Below are 23,879 nucleotides of genomic sequence, written 5' to 3'. Positions count from 1 at the left end.
GTGAATGAGGCTCCATGAGTATAGGTGTACTCTATGATTGGGGCGAAGAATATAGCCAACAACCTAGCAACTTCAAGTAAGAAGGGTATAAAGTTTATGATAACAACGTCTATTTGACATAATTAGAATTTAAAACAACGTAAAAATATAGTCTTGGAACAGTACCGTCAAAACAGCAACCACGATAAACCACAATAACTTATCGATCTTTTTATCAACTCGTTCTATTTTTAGATCTATTTTGTCAAACTGCTTGTCTACCTGTTCAAACCTTTTCTCCACTTGCTCAAAGCGCTTATCTACTTGCTCAAAACGATTATCAACCTGTTCAAAGCGTTTATCGATGCCCAGAAACTTTTCATTCATGCGCTCTCGTAAGTTATCAACGGACTCTTGGCTCGCATAATGTTGATCGATCGGCTTATGATTAATAATCGCTTCTAATAGTTGTTCTGCCGTAATTATCACTCTATTTTCTACGCCCATCTTATCCCTCCGAAATCACACTCTTTTTAAGACGAAAACAAGGTGAAAATATAGTCTTGGAACAGTACCGTCAAAACAGCAACCACGATAAACCACAATAACTTATCGATCTTTTTATCGACTCGTTCTATTTTTAGATCGATCTTGTCAAACTGCTTATCTACCTGTTCAAAGCGCTTATCTACTTGTTCAAGGCGTTTATCAATGCCCAGAAACTTTTCATTCATGCGCTCTCGTAAGTTATCAACGGACTCTTGGCTCGCATAATGTTGATCGATCGGCTTATGATTAATAATCGCTTCTAATAGTTGTTCTGCCGTAATTATCACTCTATTTTCTACGCCCATCTTATCCCTCCGAAATCACACTCTTTTTAAGACGAAAACAAGGTGAAAATATAGTCTTGAAACAAAACCGTCAAAACAGCAACCACGATAAACCACAATAACTTATCGATCTTTTTATCGACTCGTCTATTTTTAAATCGATCTTGTCAAACTGCTTGTCTACCTGTTCAAACCTTTTCTCCACTTGCTCAAAGCGCTTATCTACTTGTTCAAAGCGTTTATCGATGCCCAGAAACTTTTCATTCATGCGCTCTCGTAAGTTATCAACGGACTCTTGGCTCGCATAATGTTGATCAAACGGCTTAGGCTGAGTGATAGCTTCCAATAATTGTTCTGTTGTCATCGTCACAGTATTCTCAACACTCATATTATCCCTCCGAAATCACACTCTTTTTAAGACGAAAACAAGGTGAAAATATAGTCTTGAAACAAAACCGTCAAAACAGCAACCACGATAAACCACAATAACTTATCAATCTTTTTATCGACTCGTTCTATTTTTAGATCGATCTTGTCAAACTGCTTATCTACCTGTTCAAGGCGTTTATCGATGCCCAGAAACTTTTCATTCATGCGCTCTCGTAAGTTATCAACGGACTCTTGGCTCGCATAATGTTGATCAAACGGCTTAGGCTGAGTGATAGCTTCCAATAATTGTTCTGTCGTCATCGTCACTGTATTCTCAACACTCATATTATCCACCACAAAGTTTTTTCTTCAAATTAACCTATCTGCACATCAGAGTTAAAAGTCCACTAATGTCAGTATACAAGCTCATCCTCATCTATGAATTAAAACAACTTAGTTCTCGGTCGAGATCTCAAAAATCGATTCTTATGTTTCTTTGTTTCAGCTCTAATAAACCAAAATCTAATCAAATAAATATTCTCTTACTCCGCATTCTGTGGATACCTATCAAGTCGAGAAGGTTTTATGGTATCTTAAGCCAATAGACAATATTGAGAGAATTTTAAAACAATGAATAACCCAAATAACAACCATGAACCCACTCTCTATTGGATTGATTACGAAACATGGGGAGTTAACCCAGCAACAGATAAGCCGTGCCAATTTGCTGGCGTTCGTACTGATATGGATCTCAATATTATTGGTGAACCTTTGGTTATTTACTGTCAGCCTCCCAATGACTATCTACCCTCGCCTGAAGCATGCCTTATCACTGGAATCACGCCACAAATTGCAGTGCAAAAAGGCTTATCTGAGCCTGAATTTATGGCTAAAATTCATCAAGAGATGGCAAAACCGAATACCTGTGTCGTTGGATATAATAATGTTCGCTTTGATGATGAAGTGACTCGATATGGCTTATACCGTAATTTTATCGATCCTTATGGCTGGGCTTGGCAGAATGGTAACTCTCGCTGGGATCTTCTCGATGTACTTCGTACTTGTTATGCTCTGCGTCCAGATGGGATCAATTGGCCACTCAATGAAGACGGTTTCCCCTCGTTTAAATTAGAAAAACTCTCTGTTGCTAATGGAATTGAACATGCTAATGCTCATGATGCAATGGCAGATGTTATTGCCACCATTGAGATGGCTAAATTAATCAAAAATAGTCAGCCGAAACTATACTCTTTCCTATTTAAACATCGTAATAAAAACCCATTGAATGCAATGATCGATATAGTCAACATGACACCATTGGTCCATATATCAGGAATGTTTGGTTCTCAATGCGGCAACACCAGTTGGATTATTCCTATTGCTTGGCACCCAAAAAATAAAAATGCCGTTATTGCTATTAACCTTGCGCAAGATCCGTCGCCATTATTTGATTTAGATGCAGAGCAGCTACGTAACCGCCTCTATACTAAACGTAGCGAACTGAGTGAAGGGGAACTTCCTACACCTTTAAAACTGGTTCACATCAATAAATGTCCGATCCTTGCACCAGCTAAAACGCTAAAAGCTGAAGATGCTCAACGTCTTGGAATTGATCGCGAACAGTGTTTACGGCATTTAGCACAAATTAAAGCGCATCCAGAACTGCGCGAAAAATTAAATACTCTGTACAGCAAAGAGCCTGATTATCCAAAAAGCGATAACGTGGATACCCAACTCTACGGTGGATTCTTTTCTCCCGCAGATAGAGCGACCATGGATATTATTTTAGAGACTAAGCCCGAGAATTTACCGGCATTAGAATTAAACGTTAAAGATAATCGCATTGAGAAATTGCTCTTTAATTATCGCGCTCGTAACTTTCCAATGACATTAGATGAAAATGAAATGCTCAAATGGAATCATCATCGTCGAGACTATTTTGATTCTTACGGTCACGAATTTATGTTTAAACTAGAACAGTTAGCCGAAGAGCATCAAGAAAATAGTGACAAGATGGCAATATTAAAAAAACTCTATCAATATGCAGAAGGCTTAATGTGATTTGTTTATGCTAAAAAGAGTAGATATCCCCTTCTTACTTGAAGTATAACGCTAATTTTAGGCTAGAATTTAAGCTATAGAGCCAAATGAAGTGTCCATTATTTAGGCAATGAGTAAGAATTTGTATGATATCACTCTAATATCTGAGCAATCGACCAAATGACATCATAGGTATGTGATCTAGATCACTCAATTAAGCCAATAACTTATTAAAATGGTTTCCCCTTTTGATAATAGGAGCAATAAAATGCGTCCAAGTGTCACTACAGCATTAAAAGCATTACCGATCGAGATTCAGAACTACTTAACACCTATCATGGATTCTGAAGACTTTGATGCCACAATTAGTGTCGAGCAATTTAATCAACTATTAGCCCTATCTCAGCTTTCAGACGCTGACCTTCGTGTGCTTTTATTGCCCCTTGCTGCCGCGTATTCGGTGACTCCGATTTCAAATTTCCATGTGGGTGCATTGGCTAGAGGTTTATCTGGAAAAATTTATTTTGGCGCAAATATGGAAATGACCGGTATCCAGCTTGGACAGACCGTTCATGCTGAGCAGTCTGCAATTAGCCACGCTTGGAATAAAGGTGAGACCGGCATTAGTGATATTACGATCAACTATAGCCCTTGTGGTCACTGTCGCCAGTTTATGAATGAGTTAACGATGGCAAGCAAGCTTAAGATCCAACTTCCAAAGCGTGATCCAAAATTACTGCATGAGTATTTACCAGAAGCATTTGGTCCTGCTGATTTAGGGATAAAAGATGGATTAATGACAGTTGTCGATCATCAGTTAAAAGTAGATTCCGATTCAACGCTATTACAAGCGGCTTGTAAAAGTGCCAATATTAGCCATTCACCCTACACGAAAAATCCAAGTGGTGTCGCCATCAAAGCCAATGATGGATGTATATTTACGGGGATGTACGCAGAAAATGCAGCATTTAATCCTAGCCTCCCCCCATTACAAGTCGCCTTAAATGCGATGAATATGGCCAATTATGAATTTGATCAAATAGATCGTGTTGCATTAGTTGAAACCTCAACAGGCAGCAGCTCACACTTACAAGGGACACAAGATGTGGTTAATGCTATAAAGCAAAATATTACGGTTGAATATAGGGCTGTTTGAGTATTGCCTGAGCACTTAGCTTAATGATTTTATCAATGAGTGATTTAACTGTATCAACTTAATCTCGCCCCATTAATTAGAATGACAGGAAGCGACGTAGAATATGCTACCTGTCACGCCAATCCCTTCAGGCAAATAACCATTAATGGGAATAAGCCCCTTTTCATCTTCCCTCTTGACGAAAATTGTTGTTATTTTATCTATTTATCTTCTGAGCTATTGTCAATAGTTGCCGGTAGCGGTATAACTAAGTGATGATTTATGTACAACAAGGATGAATGTCAATGTTTGAAAAAATAGCCCTCGCTCCAGCAGATCCAATTCTTGGTTTAACTGACGAATTTAAAAATGATACTCGCACTGATAAAATCAATTTAGGTGTCGGTATTTACAAAAATGAATCAGGTCAAACGCCAGTCTTAAATACCGTAAAAAAAGCAGAAGCCATTTTATTAGAAAAAGAACAATCTAAATCTTATTTAGGTATTCAGGGTCTTGCTGAGTATGATCTTGCGGTTCAAAAGTTACTGTTAGGCAGTGATTCTGCACTTATCGGCACAGGTCGAGTTCAAACTGCGCAAGCTCCCGGTGGAACAGGCTCTTTGCGTATTGCGGCTGAATTTATTAAACGACAACTGCCAAGTAATAAAATTTGGATCAGTAATCCTACTTGGGCAAATCACCGTGGTGTTTTTAGTGCCGCAGGTTTAGAAATTGCTGAATACCGTTATTACAATGCAGAAACCAAATCAATGGACTTTGCTGCGATGCTTGAAGACTTAGCGACCGCAGAAGCCGGTGATGTGGTTCTATTCCACGGCTGTTGTCATAACCCAACAGGTATCGATCCAACGCTAGAACAGTGGAAAGAATTAGCTTCTCTTTGTGTTGAGAAAAAACTTCTGCCTCTTTTCGATTTTGCTTATCAAGGTTTTGCATCTGGTGTTGAAGAAGATGCGGCAGGTCTACGTCATTTTTCAACTCAAGTCGATGAGTTATTAGTTGCGAGCTCTTTCTCTAAGAATGTGGGGCTGTATAGCGAACGTGTCGGTGCATTTACACTTGTTGCAAAAGAAGCTGACAGTGCTGAAGCGGCATTTAGCCAAGCAAAAGCGATTATTCGTTCTATCTATTCAAACCCACCTTCACACGGTGCAAAGATTGTTGCTGAGATTTTAGAAAATCCAACACTTCGTAGCGAATGGATACAAGAAGTCGCTGAGATGCGTGTTCGTATTAAAGAGATGCGCCAACTATTTGTCGAGAGCTTAACGGCAAATGGCGTAACACAAGACTTCTCTTTCATTAATGGTCAAAATGGCATGTTCTCATTTTCTGGTTTAACCAAAGAACAAGTATTACGCTTAAAAGAAGAGTTTGGTGTTTATATTGTTGGCTCAGGTCGCATTAGTGTTGCGGGAATGACAAAAGACAATATGCCAGCACTTTGTAAAGCGATTGCCGCCGTCTTATAAAGTTAGGTCAGTGGTATTTGCAAAAAAAGTGAATACTTAAATAAAAAGAGAGGCAATTAAGCCTCTCTTTTTATTGGTGATTAAAGTGCTTTATAAAGCACTCGGTTACCACCCAACTGAACTCTCTCAACTAAAGAAAGTTCCACCAGCTTTTTCAAGGCTCCAGTCGCCCAAGATCCCGCCTTCGCGTCTTCTTGTCCTGCTTCTAGTCCAATACCTTTTGGATTTAAGCCGTCATCCTGCTGTTTTAAGATATCTAAAACCTGTTGTTGTTTTGGTGTCAACGCCAGATCACTTTTAGGTACATCTTTCGTTACAGCTTCTGCAACTGGTTTTGTCACTTCAACTTTAACTTCAGCTGTTTTCTCAACAACCACTTTTTTAGCTACCGTTTTTTTAGCTACGGCTTCTGTTTTATCAACAATATTCGTTTTAACAGAAGATTTAACTTTAAAGCTTTTATTAAACTTTGCGACAACTTTACGTTTATGACTGATTTTCATTAGCCTTTAAACTCCACGATTTTTTAGATTCGTAATAAGATAAGTATAGTCCTATTACTCGGAGAAAAAGTAATCGCGTTTTATAGCAAAATTATTGTCAAATTTATATAAAAAAGGCTTTAAAACCTGATTAAAGTCATAATTGGCGTGCTTATTGCTTGATTTATAGTCATGTATTGTGAGCTTAAACCATTTTAAATAAGATGGAGTATTACTTCATAACGGCCTTGCCACCAATGAATTTAAAGGCAGGTGTCCCGCGAACTAATGTATCCCTTGCAAATTGTTGCTGACAAGAAGGACAAAAACATGGCACATCAGTATAATCGTTAACAATTCGCTCTTTAAAGCATTTAACTAATGCACCCTTGCCGCCTTTTCGGTACTTAAACAACTGAGCCTTACACTTCGCACAGTAAATATCGACACATTGAGTTGGGCCTTTTTTATTCGGTTTTGCCATCACATATCCAAAATGAATGAAGTTGCCAATGAATAAAAATCATTCAATATATACCTAAAAGAAGAACGGTTAGAAGATAACGCTAATTAATACAGTGGCATCTCATCAGCAACATGTGGATTGGTCTTTCTTTCATGACCAAATGTCGATGTGGGCCCATGACCAGGAATGAAAACCATATCGTTTCCTAATGGCCAAAGCTTAGTCTTAATAGAGTTGATTAATGTTGCATGATCCCCTTGTGGGAAATCGGTTCGACCAATACTACCTTGGAAAAGAACATCACCCACTAAGACTAATTTGACTTCTTGATTAGCAAGAACAACATGCCCTGGAGTATGACCTGGTGTGTGGTAAACATCTAACTCGTACTGACCGACTTTGACTGTATCGCCCTCATCTAACCATTGATCCGGTGTAAATGCTGGAGTGTTAGCAAAACCAAACATTTGGCTCTGCTTTGGTAGATCTTGTAGCCAGAAAAGATCATCTTTATGCGGGCCGATAACAGGTACATTCAGTTGTGCTTTTAATGGCTCAGTGCCACCCACATGATCAAGATGACCGTGAGTTAACACGATACTAGTTACATTGACACCTAACTCCTTGATACGCTTTAAAATTCGATCAATATCACCACCGGGATCAACCACAACCGCGTCTTTAGTTTCTGCACACCAGACAATTGAACAATTTTGTTGAAATGCCGTGACTGGAACAATATCTACTTGCAAACCAGTTGTATTATTACTCATGATTATCTTTCCACATTATCGAAATATCTACGCATTTTATCACGGGTTTAATCGGACAAAAACAACTCTGTAGATTAATTCGCTTTACTTCCGTATAAGGTGCCAAAAGCAGTCTAACCACGCCAAGAACGGACAGGGCCTGTATCAATATGAATAAAATTACTATTAGGGTAATATCCCACTCCCCCCATTTTTAACTCCAATGCAGCTTCATGTACCTTTGAAAGTGCAACACCATCAATAGAGATATCCATCGCTTGCCCTTTCATATGGTAGCTTTTCTTCGCCACACTCTTTGACTGTGCACGTTTCGCTTTATTGGTTTCTGGAGAACGGTAAGCTGAAATAACATACACTTCTCTCTGTACCCCTAAATACGCTTGAATTCGAGCAATTTGGTCGAAGAGTTTTTCATCCATATGACTCTGCTCATTTCGACGATGATCACGACAAAAAGTATCTAGCTTAGAGAGTTCGCGATTATTATAATTACCATCAAGATAATAAGTGGTACTGATATTCTCTAACGTATTAACATTATGTAAGGTTAACTTTCTCGATATCGGAGAAGAAAATGCTTTCGTCATTGGTAGCATAGCTAACCCCGTTAACATGCTTGCTCTGATTAACCATTTTCTCTTGTTTTGATCAATTGTTTCCATAATTAACTCGTATCTGTTCCTATTTATTCATTACTGAGTGATTGATATCTTGATCACTTTTCTTTTACAACTATTTATAAATATACTTATTCGCTTGTGGGTGTTGATAAGCAATTTTGTCATACTTATATATATCATCTCGATACTGAATTCTTCCTTGCTCATCAGCCCAAGCTGTTTGATAGATCATCGAGACGGGAAGTTTCTTCTTCACGTTTAAATATTTTGTCTCTCTATTTTTAAGAAATTGAGTATGTTTATTTTTATTTAATCCGTTATAGTTCATAACAACATCAACCAATTGACGTGCTTTTTCTACACGAATACAACCTGAGCTCAGCGCTCTAGAGTCTCGTTTAAATAGACGCTTTCCGGGAGTATCGTGCAAGTAGATCGCCTGATTATTTGGGGTATTAAATTTATAACGACCTAATGCGTTATTACTTCCCGGTCTTTGACGAAGTCGGTAATTGGTATTCCACGGATCTAGCGTGTCCCAGTCAATAAATTCTGGTGGAATTTCGATAGCGTTATTACCCCAACTATCTAACACTTGATAATTATTATTCTCTAAATAACGATAATCTCGTTTTGCTTTCGGTAAAATATCTTCTCGCATCAATTTTCGAGGTACATTCCAATGTGGGTTAAACACAATACTCGCTAACTGAATATCTAATAAAGGCGTTTTTCGGCTTGGGCGTCCAACAATAACCTTACTCTCTAATACCGCTTTATCGTCAAGGCGCAAGCTCAATTGATAAGCCGGGATATTGACCACTAACTGACTTGACTTGTTATTTTTCCAAAATCTATTTCGCTGAATATTCAACGCTAATAATGCAATGCGCTCTTTGGGAGACTTATTAAACCATTCACGTGTTTTAGGGCCAATAACCCCATCACTGTTTAAACCATGCTGTTGTTGAAAGTCTTTAACCCAAGGTAACAATATTTTGTCATAGTGACTCAAGTTTAACCCTGTTAGTTCTTCAGCTTGAGATCCACTGACCACACCGCTTTTTTCAAGGGAAGTAATGATATTGTTTATCTCATGACTTGGATTTCCGACTCGTAACGTTTTCGTTGTCGCTATTTTTTCCCACTCTTCGACTGATTTTAATTTTTTTATCTCATTTTTCATCGCAATGGTATTTGAATCTTTAGAATCAAGGTTATCAAGCAGTACCGAGAGTTTATCCTCTTCAATACTCATTAATACACGCTGTAAAGATTCTTTATTAATACTGTTACTTTGATAATCAAAACCACGGCCAAAAAGCCATGCGTCTCCCTTCTGTTTCAGTTGATCAATAAAATTCATATATGCAAGCAGACTGTCAGTCGCATAGAAATCATACTCTTGCAACTGTGTAGACAGCCTTAATTGCTTTAGTTGGACATATCTATCCGTGAAGTCGCGGCTTAATCCAGATAAGGTCAATAACTCGAATTGCCATTCCAACCTATCTTTATTGGCATTATCCTGCCAAATCAACTCAAAATTATTTTGATGATAAAGGGATGGTAGCTGATCAATATAAGTTAAGTTTGGGTTAATATTGAGTTGCGGTTCAACTTTTTTTCTATTGGACTCTCTTCAACAAAGGCTGATTGATTTGTTGCCGTTACCGTCCCTTCAATCGCTATCGTCGGAAAGGATATCAATGAGATCACCCAAATGACCACATAAAAAAAGTTTTTATTGTATTATATAAAGAAGATGTTTCAGGGTTATACATGGTATGTCGTCTCATTAAAAAATTAACTTAAGCACCATATATGAAATTAAAACTTAGGATTATCACATTTTTGAGAATATGAATCAGTTGATGATAATTAATCTGTAATGTAGATATAACTTATATTTTTCATTTATAAGTCTTTATTTTTATATACTTAAACTACATTAAAAATGTAAACGATTACACCTCATAAATGGAATCAATGATTCACAATTTGGGATAATATCCCTTAAAATCCATAATCATACTTAATAATGGATATATAAAATAATGTACAACATAAAATAATGTAAACGTTATCACACTTTTCACTATTAATTTGTGAATCATTGAATTTGCGTGATAGCATTATTAAATATTAACAATGGATATTAATGATGAATACTCAATTAATTAGTTTTGAAAATAGTCAACTCGCCATAAATGGAGTCTTGACATTTCCAACCCAGATTGACTCTCCACCATTAGTGATTCTTTGTCATGGCTTTACTGGTGATTGTAACGAGTCTCTTGTTGCAACAACTGATAAAGGAATGTTTCAACTAACTGCTGAGCAATTTGCTAATGCTGGAATCGCAACATTACGATGTGATTTTAGTGGCAGTGGGGAAAGTAAAGGTGACTGGTTTAACACCACCATTACAACAGAGCTAAATGATTTAGCTTTTATACTGAGCCAGTTAGATGAACTCCCTATCTCTTTCACCAAGGTAGGGTTGTTGGGATTAAGTTTAGGAGGCTTAATTTCAGCAATTACAGCGTCAAGTAATGAAAATATTGATTCTCTGGTCTTATGGAATCCAGTGAGCAATCCTTATGCAACATTTAGTCAAATATTTACCCCTGAAGCGGTTCATCAGGCGGTAAGCGGAAAAACTGATCAGGTCGCTCTTCCAGCGCGCTGGGGAACAAAGTACGGACCTCTTTCATCAGAATTCTTTTTTGACCTCTATGAGTATGATCCGATTGCAGCAATAGGGAGCTATACCCAGCCATTAATGGTCATTGTCGGTACTGAAGATGATGTGGTATTACAACCACAGAGCAGTAATTTATACATCAAGTATCATCAATATCAACAGGCGTTCGTCACTTTGAATGCAGACCATTCATTTGACACCTCTAAATCAATAATAAAACTTAATCAAGCCATCGAATCCAGTCTCGAATGGTTTAAAAAAACGCTAAAATAGTCGGAGTTACAACATGCAATTTGTTACATTGCTCTCCTTTCTAGCCTTTACGGGGCTAGTTGGGATTATCACATTCTTAAAGATAAGAAATAATAAAAACGATACTCAAGATAGCTACTTCCTTGGTGGACGAAGCTTAACGGGGATCGTTATTGCCTCATCACTTATTTTAACCAACTTAAGTGCCAGTAACTTTGTTGGCATGAGTGGTCAAGCTTACAGCAGCAATATGAGTGTGATGGGCTGGGAAGTGGCATCCGGTGTGACACTCGTTATCGTCGCCCTAATGTTAGTTCCTCGCTATCTTAAGCAAGGGATCACCACAGTACCTGACTTTTTAGAAAATCGTTATGACAAAGCAACTAAACAGTTCGTTACATTACTGTTCTTATGTCAATACGTCATCAACATTTTACCGACAACCCTTTATGCTGGTGCGGTAATCATTAACCAAATATTCCAAGTTGATGCGTTACTCGGAGTAACTAACTTCCAAGCTATCTGGATTATTTCTGCAGCTATCGGTTTCTTAGGCTTCTTTTATGCGATTTATGGTGGTTTAAAAGCGGTTGTTATTGCCGATACCATCAATGGTGTCGGTCTGGTTATTGGTGGTCTAATGATCCCAGTGTTCGGTCTAATGGCATTAGGTCATGGTAGCTTTGGTGACGGTCTAAACCTCATCTTGACTCATGCACCTGAGAAACTGCAATCTGTTGGTTCTAGCAGCGATCCACTGCCGTTCTCTACCGTATTTACTGGTCTATTACTAGTAAACTTGTATTATTGGGGTACTGACCAATCCATTATTCAGCGTGCTTTAGGGGCTAAAAACTTAAAAGAAGGCCAAAAAGGGGTTATTCTTGCTGGTTCAATTAAAGTTATAACTCCGTTATTCCTAATCATCCCGGGTGTTATTGCTTTCCATATGTTTGGTTCTGATGCCGGTAACCCTGATACGATGTATACTCGTTTAGTGAACGAAGTGTTACCTAAACCATTAGTTGGCTTCTTTGTTGCCGTTATGTTTGGTGCAATTTTAAGTACCTTTAATGGTGTATTAAGTAGCTCAACAACTCTATTCACATTGAATGTTTATAAGCCATTATTTGGTAAAGGTCAAAGTGATAAAGAGTTAGTATCTAAAGGTCGTATTTTTGGTATTTTCATTGCCATTGCTGCAATCTGTATTTCACCATTCATCATGTACGCTCCTGAAGGTCTATTCCAATACCTACAGATGGTTGCTGGCTTCTTTAGTGTGCCTATCTTTACTATCGTTTTTGTTGGTTACATCTCTAAACGTGTACCAGCTATCGCGGCGAAAATTGCTCTGACCGTATTCGTATTGTCTTACGGTTCAATGCAGCTTATTTTCCATACGCCACTGCACTTCTTACATCAGTTAGCGATTCTATTCGTTGTGTGTACGATTCTGATGTTTGTGATTGGTGCCATTAAACCACGCCAAACGGATTATGTATTGCCGACCAGTGATGCGGTTGACTTAACCCCTTGGGAGCATCGTTACGCAGCTTCTGCTATCGTTGTTTGGATGGTCATTGGTGCATTCTTAACCTTCTCAGATATTGGTCTGGTTAGCGGCGATTACTTCTGGATGGAGATGTATGGTCTGCTGGGTATCGCAATGTTGGCTGTTATCTTTATTAGCAATGCTATCCGTAAAGGTAAGAACAAAGCATTAGCAAGTAAATAAGTGAAATAAGTGAAATAAATTAGTAAGTTGATTTTTAATTAAAATTTCATTTTACTAATAAAATAAAACCCCAATTCAAATTGCTATTTTAGCATCTGAGTTGGGGTTTTCTGTTTTAAACGATTATCTTCGTTCTAATCTTGGATTGCGATTATTTTGTAATGTATAAGTCACGGGTATAGCGATTATCTGATGCGTTGTCTTTGCTATAGCCGCCAATATTGGTCTGTTTCAATACGGTACGAGTATAGAAATAAACTGGAATCGCGGGCATCTCTTTCGCAAATATCTCTTCAGCCTGTTGATACAATTTTTCTCGTCCTTGATCCGTCTCCGAGAATGATGCATCACTCAATAGTTGATCATAGTTTTTATTTGACCAACCACCGTAGTTCAACCCTTCTGAATCAAAATAACTTAAAAACGTTGAAGCTTCATTATAGTCACCAATCCATGCATAACGCGCAACACTAAAATCTTTCTCTGACAATGTTTGGAGGAAGGTTTTCCATTCTTGGTTTGCTAAGGTAACTTTTGTCCCTAAGTTTTTATTCCACATGGAAGAGATCGCGATCGCTAACTTTTTGTGAGATTCAGAAGTATTATAATCCAACTCAAACGTTAATGGATTCTCTTCCCCGTAACCCGCTTCAGCCAATAACGCTTTTGCTTTTTGATTACGTTCTTTTTGGCTCAATGTAGCCCACTCTAATTTGGGCACATCAAATCCAGCAACGGCTGGGGGTGTATTGGTATACGCCGGGATCTGCCCTTGTCCTAGAATTCCATTAACCACAACATCACGATCGATCGCATAAGCTAAGGCTTGACGAATTTTCGGATCATTAAATGGGGCTTTATTGACATTAAAGAGATAATAATAGGTTCCTAATGACGGCATGGTTAATAACTCATCAGGAAGATCTCGTTTAATCACTTTAAATAACTCTAAAGGGACGGTTGACGTTAAATCAATTTCATTGGTGCGGAATCGGTTATATTCTGCATTTAAGTCTTCAATTGGCAGATAAGTCACTTCATTAATAATGGTTTTCTTGTCGTTCCAATATGCTTCATTTCGACTCAACACAATACGCTCATTGATCACCCATTTATCGAGTTTATACGCACTGCTCGTCACCATATGTTCAGGCTTAGTCCACGTTGAACCATACTTTTCAACCACATGCTGTGGAAGTGGAAACATACTTGAATGCGCTAACATTTTAATAAAATAAGGTGTCGCTTTAGTTAAATTTATCTCTAACGTCTGGTCATCAAGTGCTTTAACGCCTAGCTTATCTGGTGAGATATCTCCTTTTGTGATCTCAGAGGCATTAACAATGTTCGCCATATTGACATACCAAGAATAAGGCGCGCCAGTATTAGGATCGACAATTCGCTTCAATGCGAAGACAAAATCACGGGCAGTAATCGCTTCGCCATCCGACCATTGTGCCTCACGTAAGTTGAAGGTATAACGTTTTTTATCTTCAGAAATCGTCCAATCCGTTGCTAACGCAGGGATTAAGTTGCCATGAAGATCTTCAGTTAGCAATCCTTCAAACATATCATTAATAACACGAGCACTGGCTGTATCTGATGCCATAATCGGATCAAGCGTCGGCACTTCTGCACCATTGCCTCGAGTTAATGTCTGTTCTTGTGCTAATTGAACATCTGCGGGTACTTCAGCAGCAAAACTGGGCGTTGCAAACGTCAGTGCTATCGTAATGGCAATGAGAGTTGATTTAAATTTCTTCATTTTTCAGATCCTTCTATATTTGCGTTATTCCATTGTTGGCTTGTGAGTGCTTTTTGTAACGCAATTGTTGTATCACGTTAACAAAAATAAATCTATCCTCTTGATTTAATGAAATAAGGATCATTTCACTCACTGACAAACTGATAAAATCCAAGGAGTGGATAAAAACCTAAAAATAAATAAAAACTTAGGGTAATTACTCTATAAAAGAGTGATTGATAGCATAATCCTTGCTTACAAAAGTAAACGCGTTACAATCGATGACAATAATGTCTTGTTAATTTAACCACTTACTTTAGTTCACTTTTCAAACACTTCAGAACATCAATGGCAAATTATACCCAAAGTAATTGGAGTTGCTAGTAGGCGGCAAGTGAATGAGGTCCCATGAGTATAGGTTTTCTATATAATTGGGGCGAATGAGTATAGCCAACAACCTAGCAACTTCAAGTAAGAAGGATATATATGCATAATCAAAGCGCTACCGCCGGCTCCCCTTATCTTGGCATTCAATTTATGCTGCTTTCTGCTCTTGGTTTTACTTTAATGGCGGTATGCGTAAAACTCGTCAGCCACAGTGGGATCCCTCTTTTTGAGATCATTGCAGTTAGAGCTTTAATTTCAGTTATCTTAAGTTATCTGATGGTTAAAAAGAAAAGAATATCGATATGGGGACATAATAAGCTACTTCTCTCTTGCCGAGGAGTCATTGGAACAACAGGATTAATTTGTGTTTACTATGCGTTAACCGTACTTCCTTTAGCAGAAGCAACGATTATCCAAAATACGACCCCAATTATTACTTCTATTTTGGCTTTCTTATTCTTAAAAGAACGAATCCATCTATCAACTATTTTGAGTATTGCATTAGGTGCATTTGGAGTTGTGATAATCGTCAAACCTGATCTGTTTTTTGCATCTCAAGTTGATGACATTCCAACATTTGGTCTTATTGTCGCCTTGATGGGTGCAACGGCTAGCTCAGTTGCCTATACCATCGTAAAAAAGCTAAGCAGGAAAGAAGATCCTGCGGTAATTGTATTCTATTTTCCTCTTTTTGCGCTTCCTGTTGCACTCTTTTTATTAGGAAATGAAATCGTTGTTCCTGATTTATATCAGTTAGTATTGTTAATCCTAGTTGGGTTATTCACTCAAATTGGTCAAGTCTTTATCACCAAAGCGATGAAAGTGGGGGCAGCAAGTAAAACAATGGCGTACTCTTATATTCAAGTCTTGTTTGCTATTGCTTTAGGTATTTTCTTTTTTAATGAAGTACCAACTTCAACCACGTTAATGGGTACTGTATTAATTATTGGCGGGGCTTTGATTAATCTATTTAAAGAAAATAAATCATAAACCTAAAATATTTGAGTCATTAGTTGGCGGTAAGTGAATGAGGCCTCATGAATATAGATAGACTATATAATTGAGGCAAACGAAAGACGCTGTTACTGTTGTAAACCTAGCCTAGCTAATTTCAACTATAAAAGAGATAAACCTGAAATAAAACTCATCGACAACATGAGTCTAGTTATCTATCCAAGTACTCGATTAACGACACAATCCAGACAGAAGTTGATTCTCATCGGATTTTAACGCTTCAGTAACCACCTCAGGGCGAACGACTTTTGTTCTTGAGCAGTCAAGACAGCAGAGATTAATAAAACCGTTGTCATTAATAGATTCAACTTGACCAAATTCATCAATATCTAATCCAGTTAATTGAATATGATACTTTAATTCAAAATCATGAAGCAGTTGCTCTTGAATACGTAATTGCTCTAATTTAGAAATACCAACTTTCATTACTTAGCCTCTTCTTTTCAATACAAGAATGTCAGTCTTTAGTTTTAAACAGTCTCTCAAAGTAAACAGCTAAAATAGCCGAGATATTAAAAATAATCCTGATGATTAAGGAATATACAGCAATAAAATAAGTCAGACACTCGTAAAAATACGGGTCTGTTTTTTACTTACATAACCAAGGTGTTATTGACGATTTCAACAAATAATAGAATAAAAATACCCGTTCTTCATTATTGGCTTACTCAAACCTCTTTATCGAAATTAAACAAGAAAACCAGCCTATTTAATTTTCAACTTTTGAATAAAAATTAAATAGTACTGGTTTTTGAATAAATAAAGGATGTTATACCTAAAATAATTGGAGTGGCTAGTCGGCGAACGAGTACAGCCAATAACCTAGCGACTTCAAGGATGAAGGGTATACAGCTTATGAGTCTGCTTTATTCTCTGTATTTGTTTGTTGTGTCTCTTCATTTTTCTTTGGTTTTTCATCATGATCTTGACCGCCACAGGCTCCACAACAACTCATATTTATTCTCCACTTAATTCAATATTATTTCATGCTAACCGATTAACTCTTCAGCATTGCTTGAACACATAATACATAACATGCATTAAAAATGCAACTTAAAGGGCACCATTAATTACTCGACAAACAAAATAACAACAAGCATTTGATTATATAGGACTTTATATTTAAGGAAGGCAGATAAAGTTGCTAGCAGGCGAAAAATATTACGACTCTCTAGCAACATTAAAGAAAAGAAGGATAAATAATTAAGTACGGTATAGTACTTTCACAATATGCCAACCAAACTTAGTCTTAACAAGTTGAGGAGTGATCACTTCTCCTTGAAAAACGGCTTTATCAAACTGTGGCACCATTTGGCCTTTACGAAATTCACCTAAATCTCCTCCTTTTTTACCTGATGGGCATGTGGAGTACTTTTTCGCTAAAGTTTGAAACTTGGCGCCCTTCTTTAACTGAGCCATAATATCGTCAGCTTTCTCTTTATGTTTCACTAATATATGCAGTGCATGTGCAGTTTGAGCCATGGGTATTCTCTAAGCTAAATATTTAATTTCTCGATTATACTCAAAATAATTGGAGTTACTACTAATAGGCGAATGAATGTAGTCGAAAACCCACAATCTCAACTCAAAAGGAATATATTAATCTCTAACAGTAATGTTATTGATTTCTGAACTAAACTTAAAATTATTTCTCTTATTCTTATAACTTGGTGAGCTATGTCAGATATTATTTCCGTTGCGGTAACTGCATTTATGGGCTTTTTTGCAGTAATGAACCCAATAGCCAATACCGCGGTCTTTGTTGGTATGACAGGTGAGATGAATCACGCACAACGTCGTGGTGTTGCTTTTAAAGCATTATTTACTGCTTTTTGTATCATTGCTGCTTTTTGTTTATTGGGAAAAGGAATTTTTGAATTGTTTGGCATTACTTTACCTGCATTACGCTTAGCGGGCGGTGTATTGGTCTTTATGGTCGGTTATCATATGCTTCAAGGCAGCAGTTCGAGTATGCATTCCGAAGATTCTTCAACGGAATCCGAATCAGAAACAAGTGCATCTAAGGTGCACCAACCTACCACTGATGTCGCAATATCACCTCTGGCAGTGCCAATCTTAGCTGGCCCAGGAACCATTGCTACCGCTATGAACTACTCTGCTTCTGGTGGCATTATCGATATTATCGTCACGATTAGTACTTTTGCTTTATTGTGTTTTATCTCATTTTTCTGTTTTATGTCAGGGCAAAAGCTCATTAATATTATCGGTGAAAGTGGCGTTACCATCGCGACACGATTGATGGGATTAATATTAACGGTTATTGGGATGCAAATGCTAATCCAAGGTCTCCATGATGGATATCAACTATTTAGTTCAACTCCGCTTTAAACGCGATACCTTTCTTATTTGAAGAACAGATAGTCCTCCCAGACTCTACGGCAATAAATTTTTATTAAAAACCGTTTATTGCCTATTTTTCATTCAATTAAAACAGTCTGCTCCTTTAAAAAATAAAAGAAAACTTAGTTTTCTATCTATTGAGTGATTCGACCTCATATTTCTATTAATAAATCCCTTTCATTACTTGGTCTCAGCTTGAGAACATGGTAATTTCACCTTAACAAAAACACTGGAGACTCTACCATGCCTAAGGCAAGTGAAATTAAAAAGAATGCAGCTGTTGAACACAATGGCAAAGTATATTTAGTTCGTGATATTAGCAAACTAACTCCAAGTGGTCGTGCAGGTGCTAGCTTATACCGCATGCGTCTATATGATGTAGCGACAGGCGCCAAAGCTGATGAGAGCTTCAAAGCTGATGAGATGATCAATCTTGCAGACTTTAGCCGCCACCACGTTATGTTTTCTTATATTGATGGTGACGAGTACGTATTCATGGATAATGAAGACTACACGCCATACAACATGAACAAAGATAGCATCGCAGAAGAATTGTTGTTTATTACTGAAGAGACTGAAGGTCTACAGGTTTTAACCGTTGATGGCTCCCCTGTTGCAATTGAATTACCTTCAAGTGTTGAAATGGTGATTGTTGAGACAGATCCTTCAATCAAAGGTGCATCTGCAAGTGCTCGTACTAAGCCAGCTATTTTATCAACAGGCTTAACTGTACAAGTTCCTGAGTATATCGCCAATGGTGAAAAGATTAAGATCAATACAACAGAACATAAGTTCATGAGTCGCGCTGATTCTAAATAGACTTAGGGTTTATTAATTTAATCGAGTCAATAAAAACAGCAGAGAGATATGAATTCAACCTGCTGTTTTTTTATTTAAACTATTCCTTCGCAGCTTTAAACATCGCAATAGCAGATAATCGTTCAGCTTTATGATCAACAATAGGCAGTGGATAATCTAACGGAATGGTCGCGTTTTCACTCCAGATATGCGGAGTGTGGATAAATTTATCAGGGACTTCGGCTAATTCAGGTATCCATTGTCGAATAAACTCACCTTTAGGATCAAAACGCTCACCTTGAGTCGTTGGATTAAAAATACGAAAATAAGGTTGCGCATCCGTTCCTGTTGATGCTGCCCATTGCCAACCACCATTATTTGCTGAGAAATCACCATCAATAAGCTTAGATGAGAAATAATGCTCACCTTGTCGCCAGTCTATTTTTAAATCCTTGGTTAAAAATGACGCGGTAATCATCCTTAAACGATTATGCATCCAACCGGTACTATTTAGCTGTCTCATCGCTGCATCAATAATTGGAAAGCCGGTCTCACCTCGTTGCCAAGCAATAAAATCTGATGTTTTACCTTGCCATTGGATATTATCAGTCCAAAGATGAAATGGCTTACCTTTAGATAATCTTGGATAAGCAAAGCTTAAGTGCTTATAAAATTCTCGCCATAATAGTTCACTCAACCACGTTGCACCGCCAAGATCGTCATCACTACATTGGTTATAACTTAATAATTGTTGATAACAACGACGAATAGATAACGCACCAATAGCAAGATAAGGTGATAATTGGCTGGTTCCATCAATAGCGGGGAAATCACGATCTCTTTGATAATCAACGGCGCGCTCTTGACAAAACGCCATTAAATGATCAGCAATCTTATCTTCAACAGCAAACCAATTAATCGAACTCATCGCACCATGATTATCTATTGGAAACTGCTCATCTTGATAATCCAGAATAATACTCTCAATATCGCTGCCTTTAAAAGATAAAGGTCGCTGTGGAGAAAGCGAATGTTTCAAAGAGTCAAATTCAGTCTCAGCTAATAGACTCAGCGCACGCTTCTTAAACGGCGTGAAAACTTTATACATCTCTCCACTGCCTGTGGTTACTGATCCTGGAGGCAATAAGAGTAAATCGTCAAAATGATGAACGGCAATATCAGCCGCCGTTAAACACTCATCGACATTGTGATCGCGCATGAGTTCGTTGTACTCATATTGTCGATTATAAAAAAGATCAGTAACGCCTTGTTGATCAGCCAGTTTTGCGACGATAGCGGGAATTTGTTGGTAATTATCACAACGCTTAAAGATAAGAGGAATATTTAATCGAGCAAGATCATCACTTAAATGTCGTAATCGACGAGCAATGAGATCTACTTGAATGGGTGCGACATGATGAGACCCCCACTGCTGAGGTGAGGCAATATAAAGCGCAATGATCGATGTATGCTGTTCCTTTGCACGTTGATAAGCAGCAAGGAGCGCCAGTTGATCATCAAGTCTTAAATCTTGTCGAAACCAGACTAAAAACATACACTCACCTCACTTTAAGAACTAATATCCCTCATCATTGAAGCTGTTAGACTGTTGGCATCGTTCATTCGCTTGCCACTTACAACTCCAATTATTTGAGGTATCAATTATAATGAATAACGGAGCTTCAACTCTTTAGGGTGGGGATTAAGGTAGACTTGCGAAGCCAAATATTCATTCGGGTAGAGCTTTAAGTAGTGTGCCATTAAGGTCAACGGTGCTAATAACGGCACTTCACATAGGCGATAACTTTCAATCACAGAAGCAAGTTCTTGACGCTCTTCTGACGTCAATGATTTTTTAAAATAACCTTGAATATGCATTAACGTATTCGTGTGATTTTTCTTCGATGCTCTCTCTTTAATACCATCCATAAATTTCTGACGATAAAGCACAAAGAACTCTTCAAGATCATACTCTTTGATATTGGCGACCAATACACCCAACTCTTTATAAGCTTCAGGGCAATTTGCCATTAACATTAATTTATATCGCGAGTGAAAATTAACAAAGGCCGCAGGGGTTAAATTCGCTTTCACGCTAGTATAAAGATCTTGTAGAGCAAAAATCCGAGTCACGAAGTTCTCTCTTAATACTGGATCATTTAAGCGTCCATCCTCTTCAACAGGTAACCAAGGGATCTTCTTCATTAAAATATTGGCATACATACCAATGCCCGACTTGTCACCAGCCCCACCCTTTTCTGGATAGATGACCACCCGCTCCATACCACAAGTGGGTGACTTAGAGCAAAGTACATAACCACAAAGGTCGCTCAACTGATCGGTTTTCTTTTCACTAAATTCAATCATTTTATCGGTAAAATCAATCGAATTATCTTTACTCAGAACCAATTTAATTCGGTCTTCATCACTGACAAGTCTAATTGCAGGGCGTGGAATGGACATCCCAATCGCAACTTCTGGACAAACAGGGGTAAACTCCACCATTTCTGATAACTGATCAACAACAAAGCGTTGCATTTTATGGCCACCATCAAAACGGACTTGCTCACCCAATAAACATGCGCTAACACCGACTTTAATCTTTTTATCCATTTTTCGGCTCTCTTCAGTTAAGTCTTATTTATCTAAATATATACCAAAAATAAGTGGGGTTACTCATAATTGATAAATTAATGAGGCCATGAGTATAGATTTAGAACAAACATACCCAAAGTAATTGGAGTTGCTAGTAGACGGCAAGTGAATGAGACCCCATGAGTATAGACGTACGATATAATTGGGGCAAATGAACGACGTCAACAACCTAGCAACTTCAAGTAAGAAGGGTATAGAGCCAATAAGCTAGCAGCTTCTATAATGAAAAGGAAAGGGATAGACAATAAAAAATAAAAATCAGACTGCCCCATTAAAGTTGTCTTTTATCAATCAAATTTATGATAAATACCTTTTCATTACATATTTTTATTGTGAACTAAGGTTAGGTTATGGTTTAATTCATTCAGTTTTATAGTTATCTATTATTTAATTTAGAAAGGTGATAAAAATGAACAACGTATTTGAAATCGTTTCTCTAGCACGTAGCAAAAATAAACTAAAACGTGAACTTCTTGATAATGAAAAAAAAGTTCGTGATAACCGTAAACGTGTTGATCTTTTAGATAACCTAATGGATTACATTAATACTGATATGACAACGGATGAAATTGTGGCAATCGTGAAAAATATGAAAGCCGATTATGAAGATCGTGTTGATGACCATATCATTATTGGCGCAGAAATCTCGAAACAGCGTCGTGAAGCAAGCCGTAAAATTCGTGAATTAACCGCGGTTGATAAACAACAAATTAAAAAGTAATTTCAATTGGGAGTCCCCGACTCCCTCTTTCCCCTCCTCATTTTTATCGTTTAATTACCCACAATCTGCTTTCTAACTACATTTATATTTTTACCATCTAAAATTTTAATTTTGAGCATTGAAATAAACCGAAATAATGATAAATTAGATACAATTGTTATTGTGGGCAAACAAAAATGCGAAGTGAAGCAAATCGGGCAGAAAATATTGCCTGGATAGAGAAACATTGTACGGTCAGAACCTACCCACCCAAAGTAAATATTATTTCCAAGGGAGATAATTCTAACTCTCTTTTTGCAATAATAGATGGCACGGCTAAAGTCATTCTGATCAATGAAGACGGCCGAGAAGTCATTCTCTCTTATCTCAATAAAAATGATTATTTTGGTGAAATGTCTTTCTTTTGTCGCAGTGATAGAGTGACAACCGTAAGAACTAAATCTGATTGTAAAATTATTGAAATTGATTACGACAAGTTTCAGCAATTAGTAAAACAACGTCCAGAGATTCTCATCGATTTAAGTACATCAATTGCTGATCGCCTCCTTAAAGTCAATAAACAAGTCACTGCACTTAACTTTCTTGATACCCGTGGTCGTATTGCAAAAACGCTGTTAGATCTTGCCAAAGAACCTTCTGCGATTACTCACCCAGATGGGATGTTGGTCTATATTTCGCGAACTGAAATTGCAAAAATTGTAAACTGTAATCGAGAAAGTGTAGGACGTGCACTTAAAGAGTTTGAAAATCAAGGTTTAATTTCCGCAAGAGGAAAAAGTATCGTGGTTTATGGTACGCGTTAGTTTCTTACTGAAATCGATGTTTATTAATAAACTCATGCCACTCAATAAATTATTATGTTTAAATGAATAACTAAAGGATTAAATAAAACAATCCTTTAGTTATCTCTTTCCCACCCGATCGTCTGACACTTGCCGGATATATTCTCGAGTATTATTTTAATTACTGTAAACTTTATTTATCAAGAATCAACATCATAATTAAACAGAGTGAGAACTCACAACATGTATACCCTTTTTACTTGAAGCGGCTAGGTTGTTGTCGACGTTCGTTCTCTCCAATCATATAGTACACCTATACTCATGGATCTCACTCACTTGCCGCCCACTAGCAACGCCAATTAATTTGGATAGATATCTTATTTTCCCACATAAAAAGATATCACTAACATTTCATTGATAATTAATAATAAAATAGCCTTAAATTGCTTAATGGTTGACCAAAAAAACAATCCTATTGATGATTTGTCTCACAGTTATGATAATATTCACTAAAATTTGTCACTAAT

General features: G+C 37.5%; 25 protein-coding genes. 10 read left to right on the top strand and 15 right to left on the bottom strand.

The window, feature by feature from the left end:
- Positions 1 to 129 precede the first annotated feature (129 nt).
- From L0B53_RS03330 to L0B53_RS03315, 4 genes are all read right to left on the bottom strand, one after another.
- Complete coding sequence (locus L0B53_RS03330; RefSeq protein ID WP_235059062.1) at positions 130 to 486, bottom strand: hypothetical protein; 357 nt, start codon at positions 484 to 486, stop codon at positions 130 to 132.
- 26 nt (positions 487 to 512) lie between these two features.
- Positions 513 to 833 carry a hypothetical protein gene (locus tag L0B53_RS03325; protein WP_235059061.1) on the bottom strand — a complete coding sequence of 107 codons (321 nt, stop codon included), beginning with the start codon at positions 831 to 833 and terminating at the stop codon, positions 513 to 515.
- A 70-nt stretch (positions 834 to 903) separates the two neighbouring features.
- Complete coding sequence (locus L0B53_RS03320; protein WP_235059060.1) at positions 904 to 1,200, bottom strand: hypothetical protein; 297 nt, start codon at positions 1,198 to 1,200, stop codon at positions 904 to 906.
- 26 nt (positions 1,201 to 1,226) lie between these two features.
- Entirely contained in the window at positions 1,227 to 1,526 is a 300-nt protein-coding gene (locus L0B53_RS03315; protein ID WP_235059059.1) for a hypothetical protein, read from the bottom strand.
- 285 nt (positions 1,527 to 1,811) lie between these two features.
- Here L0B53_RS03315 and sbcB point away from each other — a divergent pair, with 285 nt between their 5' ends.
- From sbcB to L0B53_RS03300, 3 genes are all read left to right on the top strand, one after another.
- Positions 1,812 to 3,242, top strand: coding sequence for an exodeoxyribonuclease I (gene sbcB, locus L0B53_RS03310; protein ID WP_235059058.1), 1,431 nt, complete (start codon positions 1,812 to 1,814; stop codon positions 3,240 to 3,242).
- Positions 3,243 to 3,489: 247 nt separating this feature from the next.
- Positions 3,490 to 4,377 carry a cytidine deaminase gene (gene cdd / locus L0B53_RS03305; RefSeq protein ID WP_235059057.1) on the top strand — a complete coding sequence of 296 codons (888 nt, stop codon included), beginning with the start codon at positions 3,490 to 3,492 and terminating at the stop codon, positions 4,375 to 4,377.
- Between the two features lie 284 nt (positions 4,378 to 4,661).
- Positions 4,662 to 5,852: an amino acid aminotransferase gene (locus tag L0B53_RS03300; RefSeq protein ID WP_235059056.1), complete on the top strand. Its 1,191-nt coding sequence runs from the start codon at positions 4,662 to 4,664 to the stop codon at positions 5,850 to 5,852.
- A gap of 80 nt (positions 5,853 to 5,932) precedes the next feature.
- Here L0B53_RS03300 and L0B53_RS03295 read toward each other — a convergent pair whose 3' ends face one another.
- The 6 genes from L0B53_RS03295 to L0B53_RS19350 form a co-directional block, all read right to left on the bottom strand.
- Positions 5,933 to 6,355 carry a MarR family transcriptional regulator gene (locus L0B53_RS03295; protein ID WP_235059055.1) on the bottom strand — a complete coding sequence of 141 codons (423 nt, stop codon included), beginning with the start codon at positions 6,353 to 6,355 and terminating at the stop codon, positions 5,933 to 5,935.
- 211 nt (positions 6,356 to 6,566) lie between these two features.
- The gene (locus L0B53_RS03290) at positions 6,567 to 6,818 is read right to left on the bottom strand and encodes a hypothetical protein (RefSeq protein ID WP_235059054.1); all 252 of its coding nucleotides are present in this window, start codon (positions 6,816 to 6,818) and stop codon (positions 6,567 to 6,569) included.
- 86 nt (positions 6,819 to 6,904) lie between these two features.
- Positions 6,905 to 7,573 carry an MBL fold metallo-hydrolase gene (locus L0B53_RS03285; RefSeq protein WP_235059053.1) on the bottom strand — a complete coding sequence of 223 codons (669 nt, stop codon included), beginning with the start codon at positions 7,571 to 7,573 and terminating at the stop codon, positions 6,905 to 6,907.
- A 113-nt stretch (positions 7,574 to 7,686) separates the two neighbouring features.
- Positions 7,687 to 8,235, bottom strand: coding sequence for a YcbK family protein (locus L0B53_RS03280; protein ID WP_235059052.1), 549 nt, complete (start codon positions 8,233 to 8,235; stop codon positions 7,687 to 7,689).
- A gap of 70 nt (positions 8,236 to 8,305) precedes the next feature.
- Positions 8,306 to 9,733, bottom strand: a complete 1,428-nt coding sequence (locus L0B53_RS03275; protein ID WP_235059051.1) for a murein L,D-transpeptidase — start codon at positions 9,731 to 9,733, stop codon at positions 8,306 to 8,308.
- Positions 9,734 to 9,780: 47 nt separating this feature from the next.
- On the bottom strand, positions 9,781 to 9,903 hold the full coding sequence (locus tag L0B53_RS19350) for a hypothetical protein (RefSeq protein ID WP_260115524.1): 123 nt from the start codon (positions 9,901 to 9,903) through the stop codon (positions 9,781 to 9,783).
- A 451-nt stretch (positions 9,904 to 10,354) separates the two neighbouring features.
- On the opposite strand from L0B53_RS19350, the gene L0B53_RS03270 reads away from it, so the two are divergent.
- Positions 10,355 to 11,173, top strand: a complete 819-nt coding sequence (locus tag L0B53_RS03270) for a S9 family peptidase (protein ID WP_235059050.1) — start codon at positions 10,355 to 10,357, stop codon at positions 11,171 to 11,173.
- A gap of 13 nt (positions 11,174 to 11,186) precedes the next feature.
- Positions 11,187 to 12,890: a solute:sodium symporter family transporter gene (locus tag L0B53_RS03265; RefSeq protein WP_235059049.1), complete on the top strand. Its 1,704-nt coding sequence runs from the start codon at positions 11,187 to 11,189 to the stop codon at positions 12,888 to 12,890.
- A 151-nt stretch (positions 12,891 to 13,041) separates the two neighbouring features.
- Here the strand turns inward: L0B53_RS03265 and L0B53_RS03260 are convergent, their stop codons facing one another.
- Positions 13,042 to 14,655, bottom strand: coding sequence for an ABC transporter substrate-binding protein (locus L0B53_RS03260; protein WP_235059048.1), 1,614 nt, complete (start codon positions 14,653 to 14,655; stop codon positions 13,042 to 13,044).
- A gap of 465 nt (positions 14,656 to 15,120) precedes the next feature.
- Between L0B53_RS03260 and L0B53_RS03255 the strand changes: the two genes are divergently transcribed.
- Positions 15,121 to 16,011, top strand: coding sequence for a DMT family transporter (locus L0B53_RS03255; protein ID WP_235059047.1), 891 nt, complete (start codon positions 15,121 to 15,123; stop codon positions 16,009 to 16,011).
- A gap of 195 nt (positions 16,012 to 16,206) precedes the next feature.
- Here the strand turns inward: L0B53_RS03255 and L0B53_RS03250 are convergent, their stop codons facing one another.
- Positions 16,207 to 16,461, bottom strand: coding sequence for a hypothetical protein (locus L0B53_RS03250; protein ID WP_235059046.1), 255 nt, complete (start codon positions 16,459 to 16,461; stop codon positions 16,207 to 16,209).
- 777 nt (positions 16,462 to 17,238) lie between these two features.
- Positions 17,239 to 17,517, bottom strand: a complete 279-nt coding sequence (ppiC, locus tag L0B53_RS03245; RefSeq protein WP_235059045.1) for a peptidylprolyl isomerase PpiC — start codon at positions 17,515 to 17,517, stop codon at positions 17,239 to 17,241.
- Between the two features lie 195 nt (positions 17,518 to 17,712).
- Here ppiC and L0B53_RS03240 point away from each other — a divergent pair, with 195 nt between their 5' ends.
- Together L0B53_RS03240 and yeiP are read left to right on the top strand one after the other, a co-directional pair.
- Entirely contained in the window at positions 17,713 to 18,384 is a 672-nt protein-coding gene (locus tag L0B53_RS03240) for a MarC family protein (RefSeq protein WP_235059044.1), read from the top strand.
- A 255-nt stretch (positions 18,385 to 18,639) separates the two neighbouring features.
- Complete coding sequence (gene yeiP, locus L0B53_RS03235; protein WP_235059043.1) at positions 18,640 to 19,215, top strand: elongation factor P-like protein YeiP; 576 nt, start codon at positions 18,640 to 18,642, stop codon at positions 19,213 to 19,215.
- Positions 19,216 to 19,294: 79 nt separating this feature from the next.
- Here yeiP and phrB read toward each other — a convergent pair whose 3' ends face one another.
- Both phrB and L0B53_RS03225 read right to left on the bottom strand, forming a co-directional pair.
- A complete protein-coding gene (gene phrB / locus L0B53_RS03230; RefSeq protein WP_235059042.1) occupies positions 19,295 to 20,749 on the bottom strand; it encodes a deoxyribodipyrimidine photo-lyase in 1,455 nt (484 codons plus the stop codon).
- A 107-nt stretch (positions 20,750 to 20,856) separates the two neighbouring features.
- Entirely contained in the window at positions 20,857 to 21,807 is a 951-nt protein-coding gene (locus tag L0B53_RS03225; protein WP_235059041.1) for a DUF523 and DUF1722 domain-containing protein, read from the bottom strand.
- Positions 21,808 to 22,258: 451 nt separating this feature from the next.
- On the opposite strand from L0B53_RS03225, the gene L0B53_RS03220 reads away from it, so the two are divergent.
- Together L0B53_RS03220 and L0B53_RS03215 are read left to right on the top strand one after the other, a co-directional pair.
- On the top strand, positions 22,259 to 22,570 hold the full coding sequence (locus tag L0B53_RS03220) for a DUF496 family protein (RefSeq protein ID WP_235059040.1): 312 nt from the start codon (positions 22,259 to 22,261) through the stop codon (positions 22,568 to 22,570).
- Positions 22,571 to 22,746: 176 nt separating this feature from the next.
- Positions 22,747 to 23,373: a cyclic nucleotide-binding domain-containing protein gene (locus L0B53_RS03215; RefSeq protein WP_235059039.1), complete on the top strand. Its 627-nt coding sequence runs from the start codon at positions 22,747 to 22,749 to the stop codon at positions 23,371 to 23,373.
- Positions 23,374 to 23,879: the final 506 nt, after the last annotated feature.

The organism is Vibrio sp. SS-MA-C1-2 (assembly GCF_021513135.1).
Lineage (GTDB): Bacteria > Pseudomonadota > Gammaproteobacteria > Enterobacterales > Vibrionaceae.
This window is presented reverse-complemented; position numbering and strand designations above follow the sequence as displayed.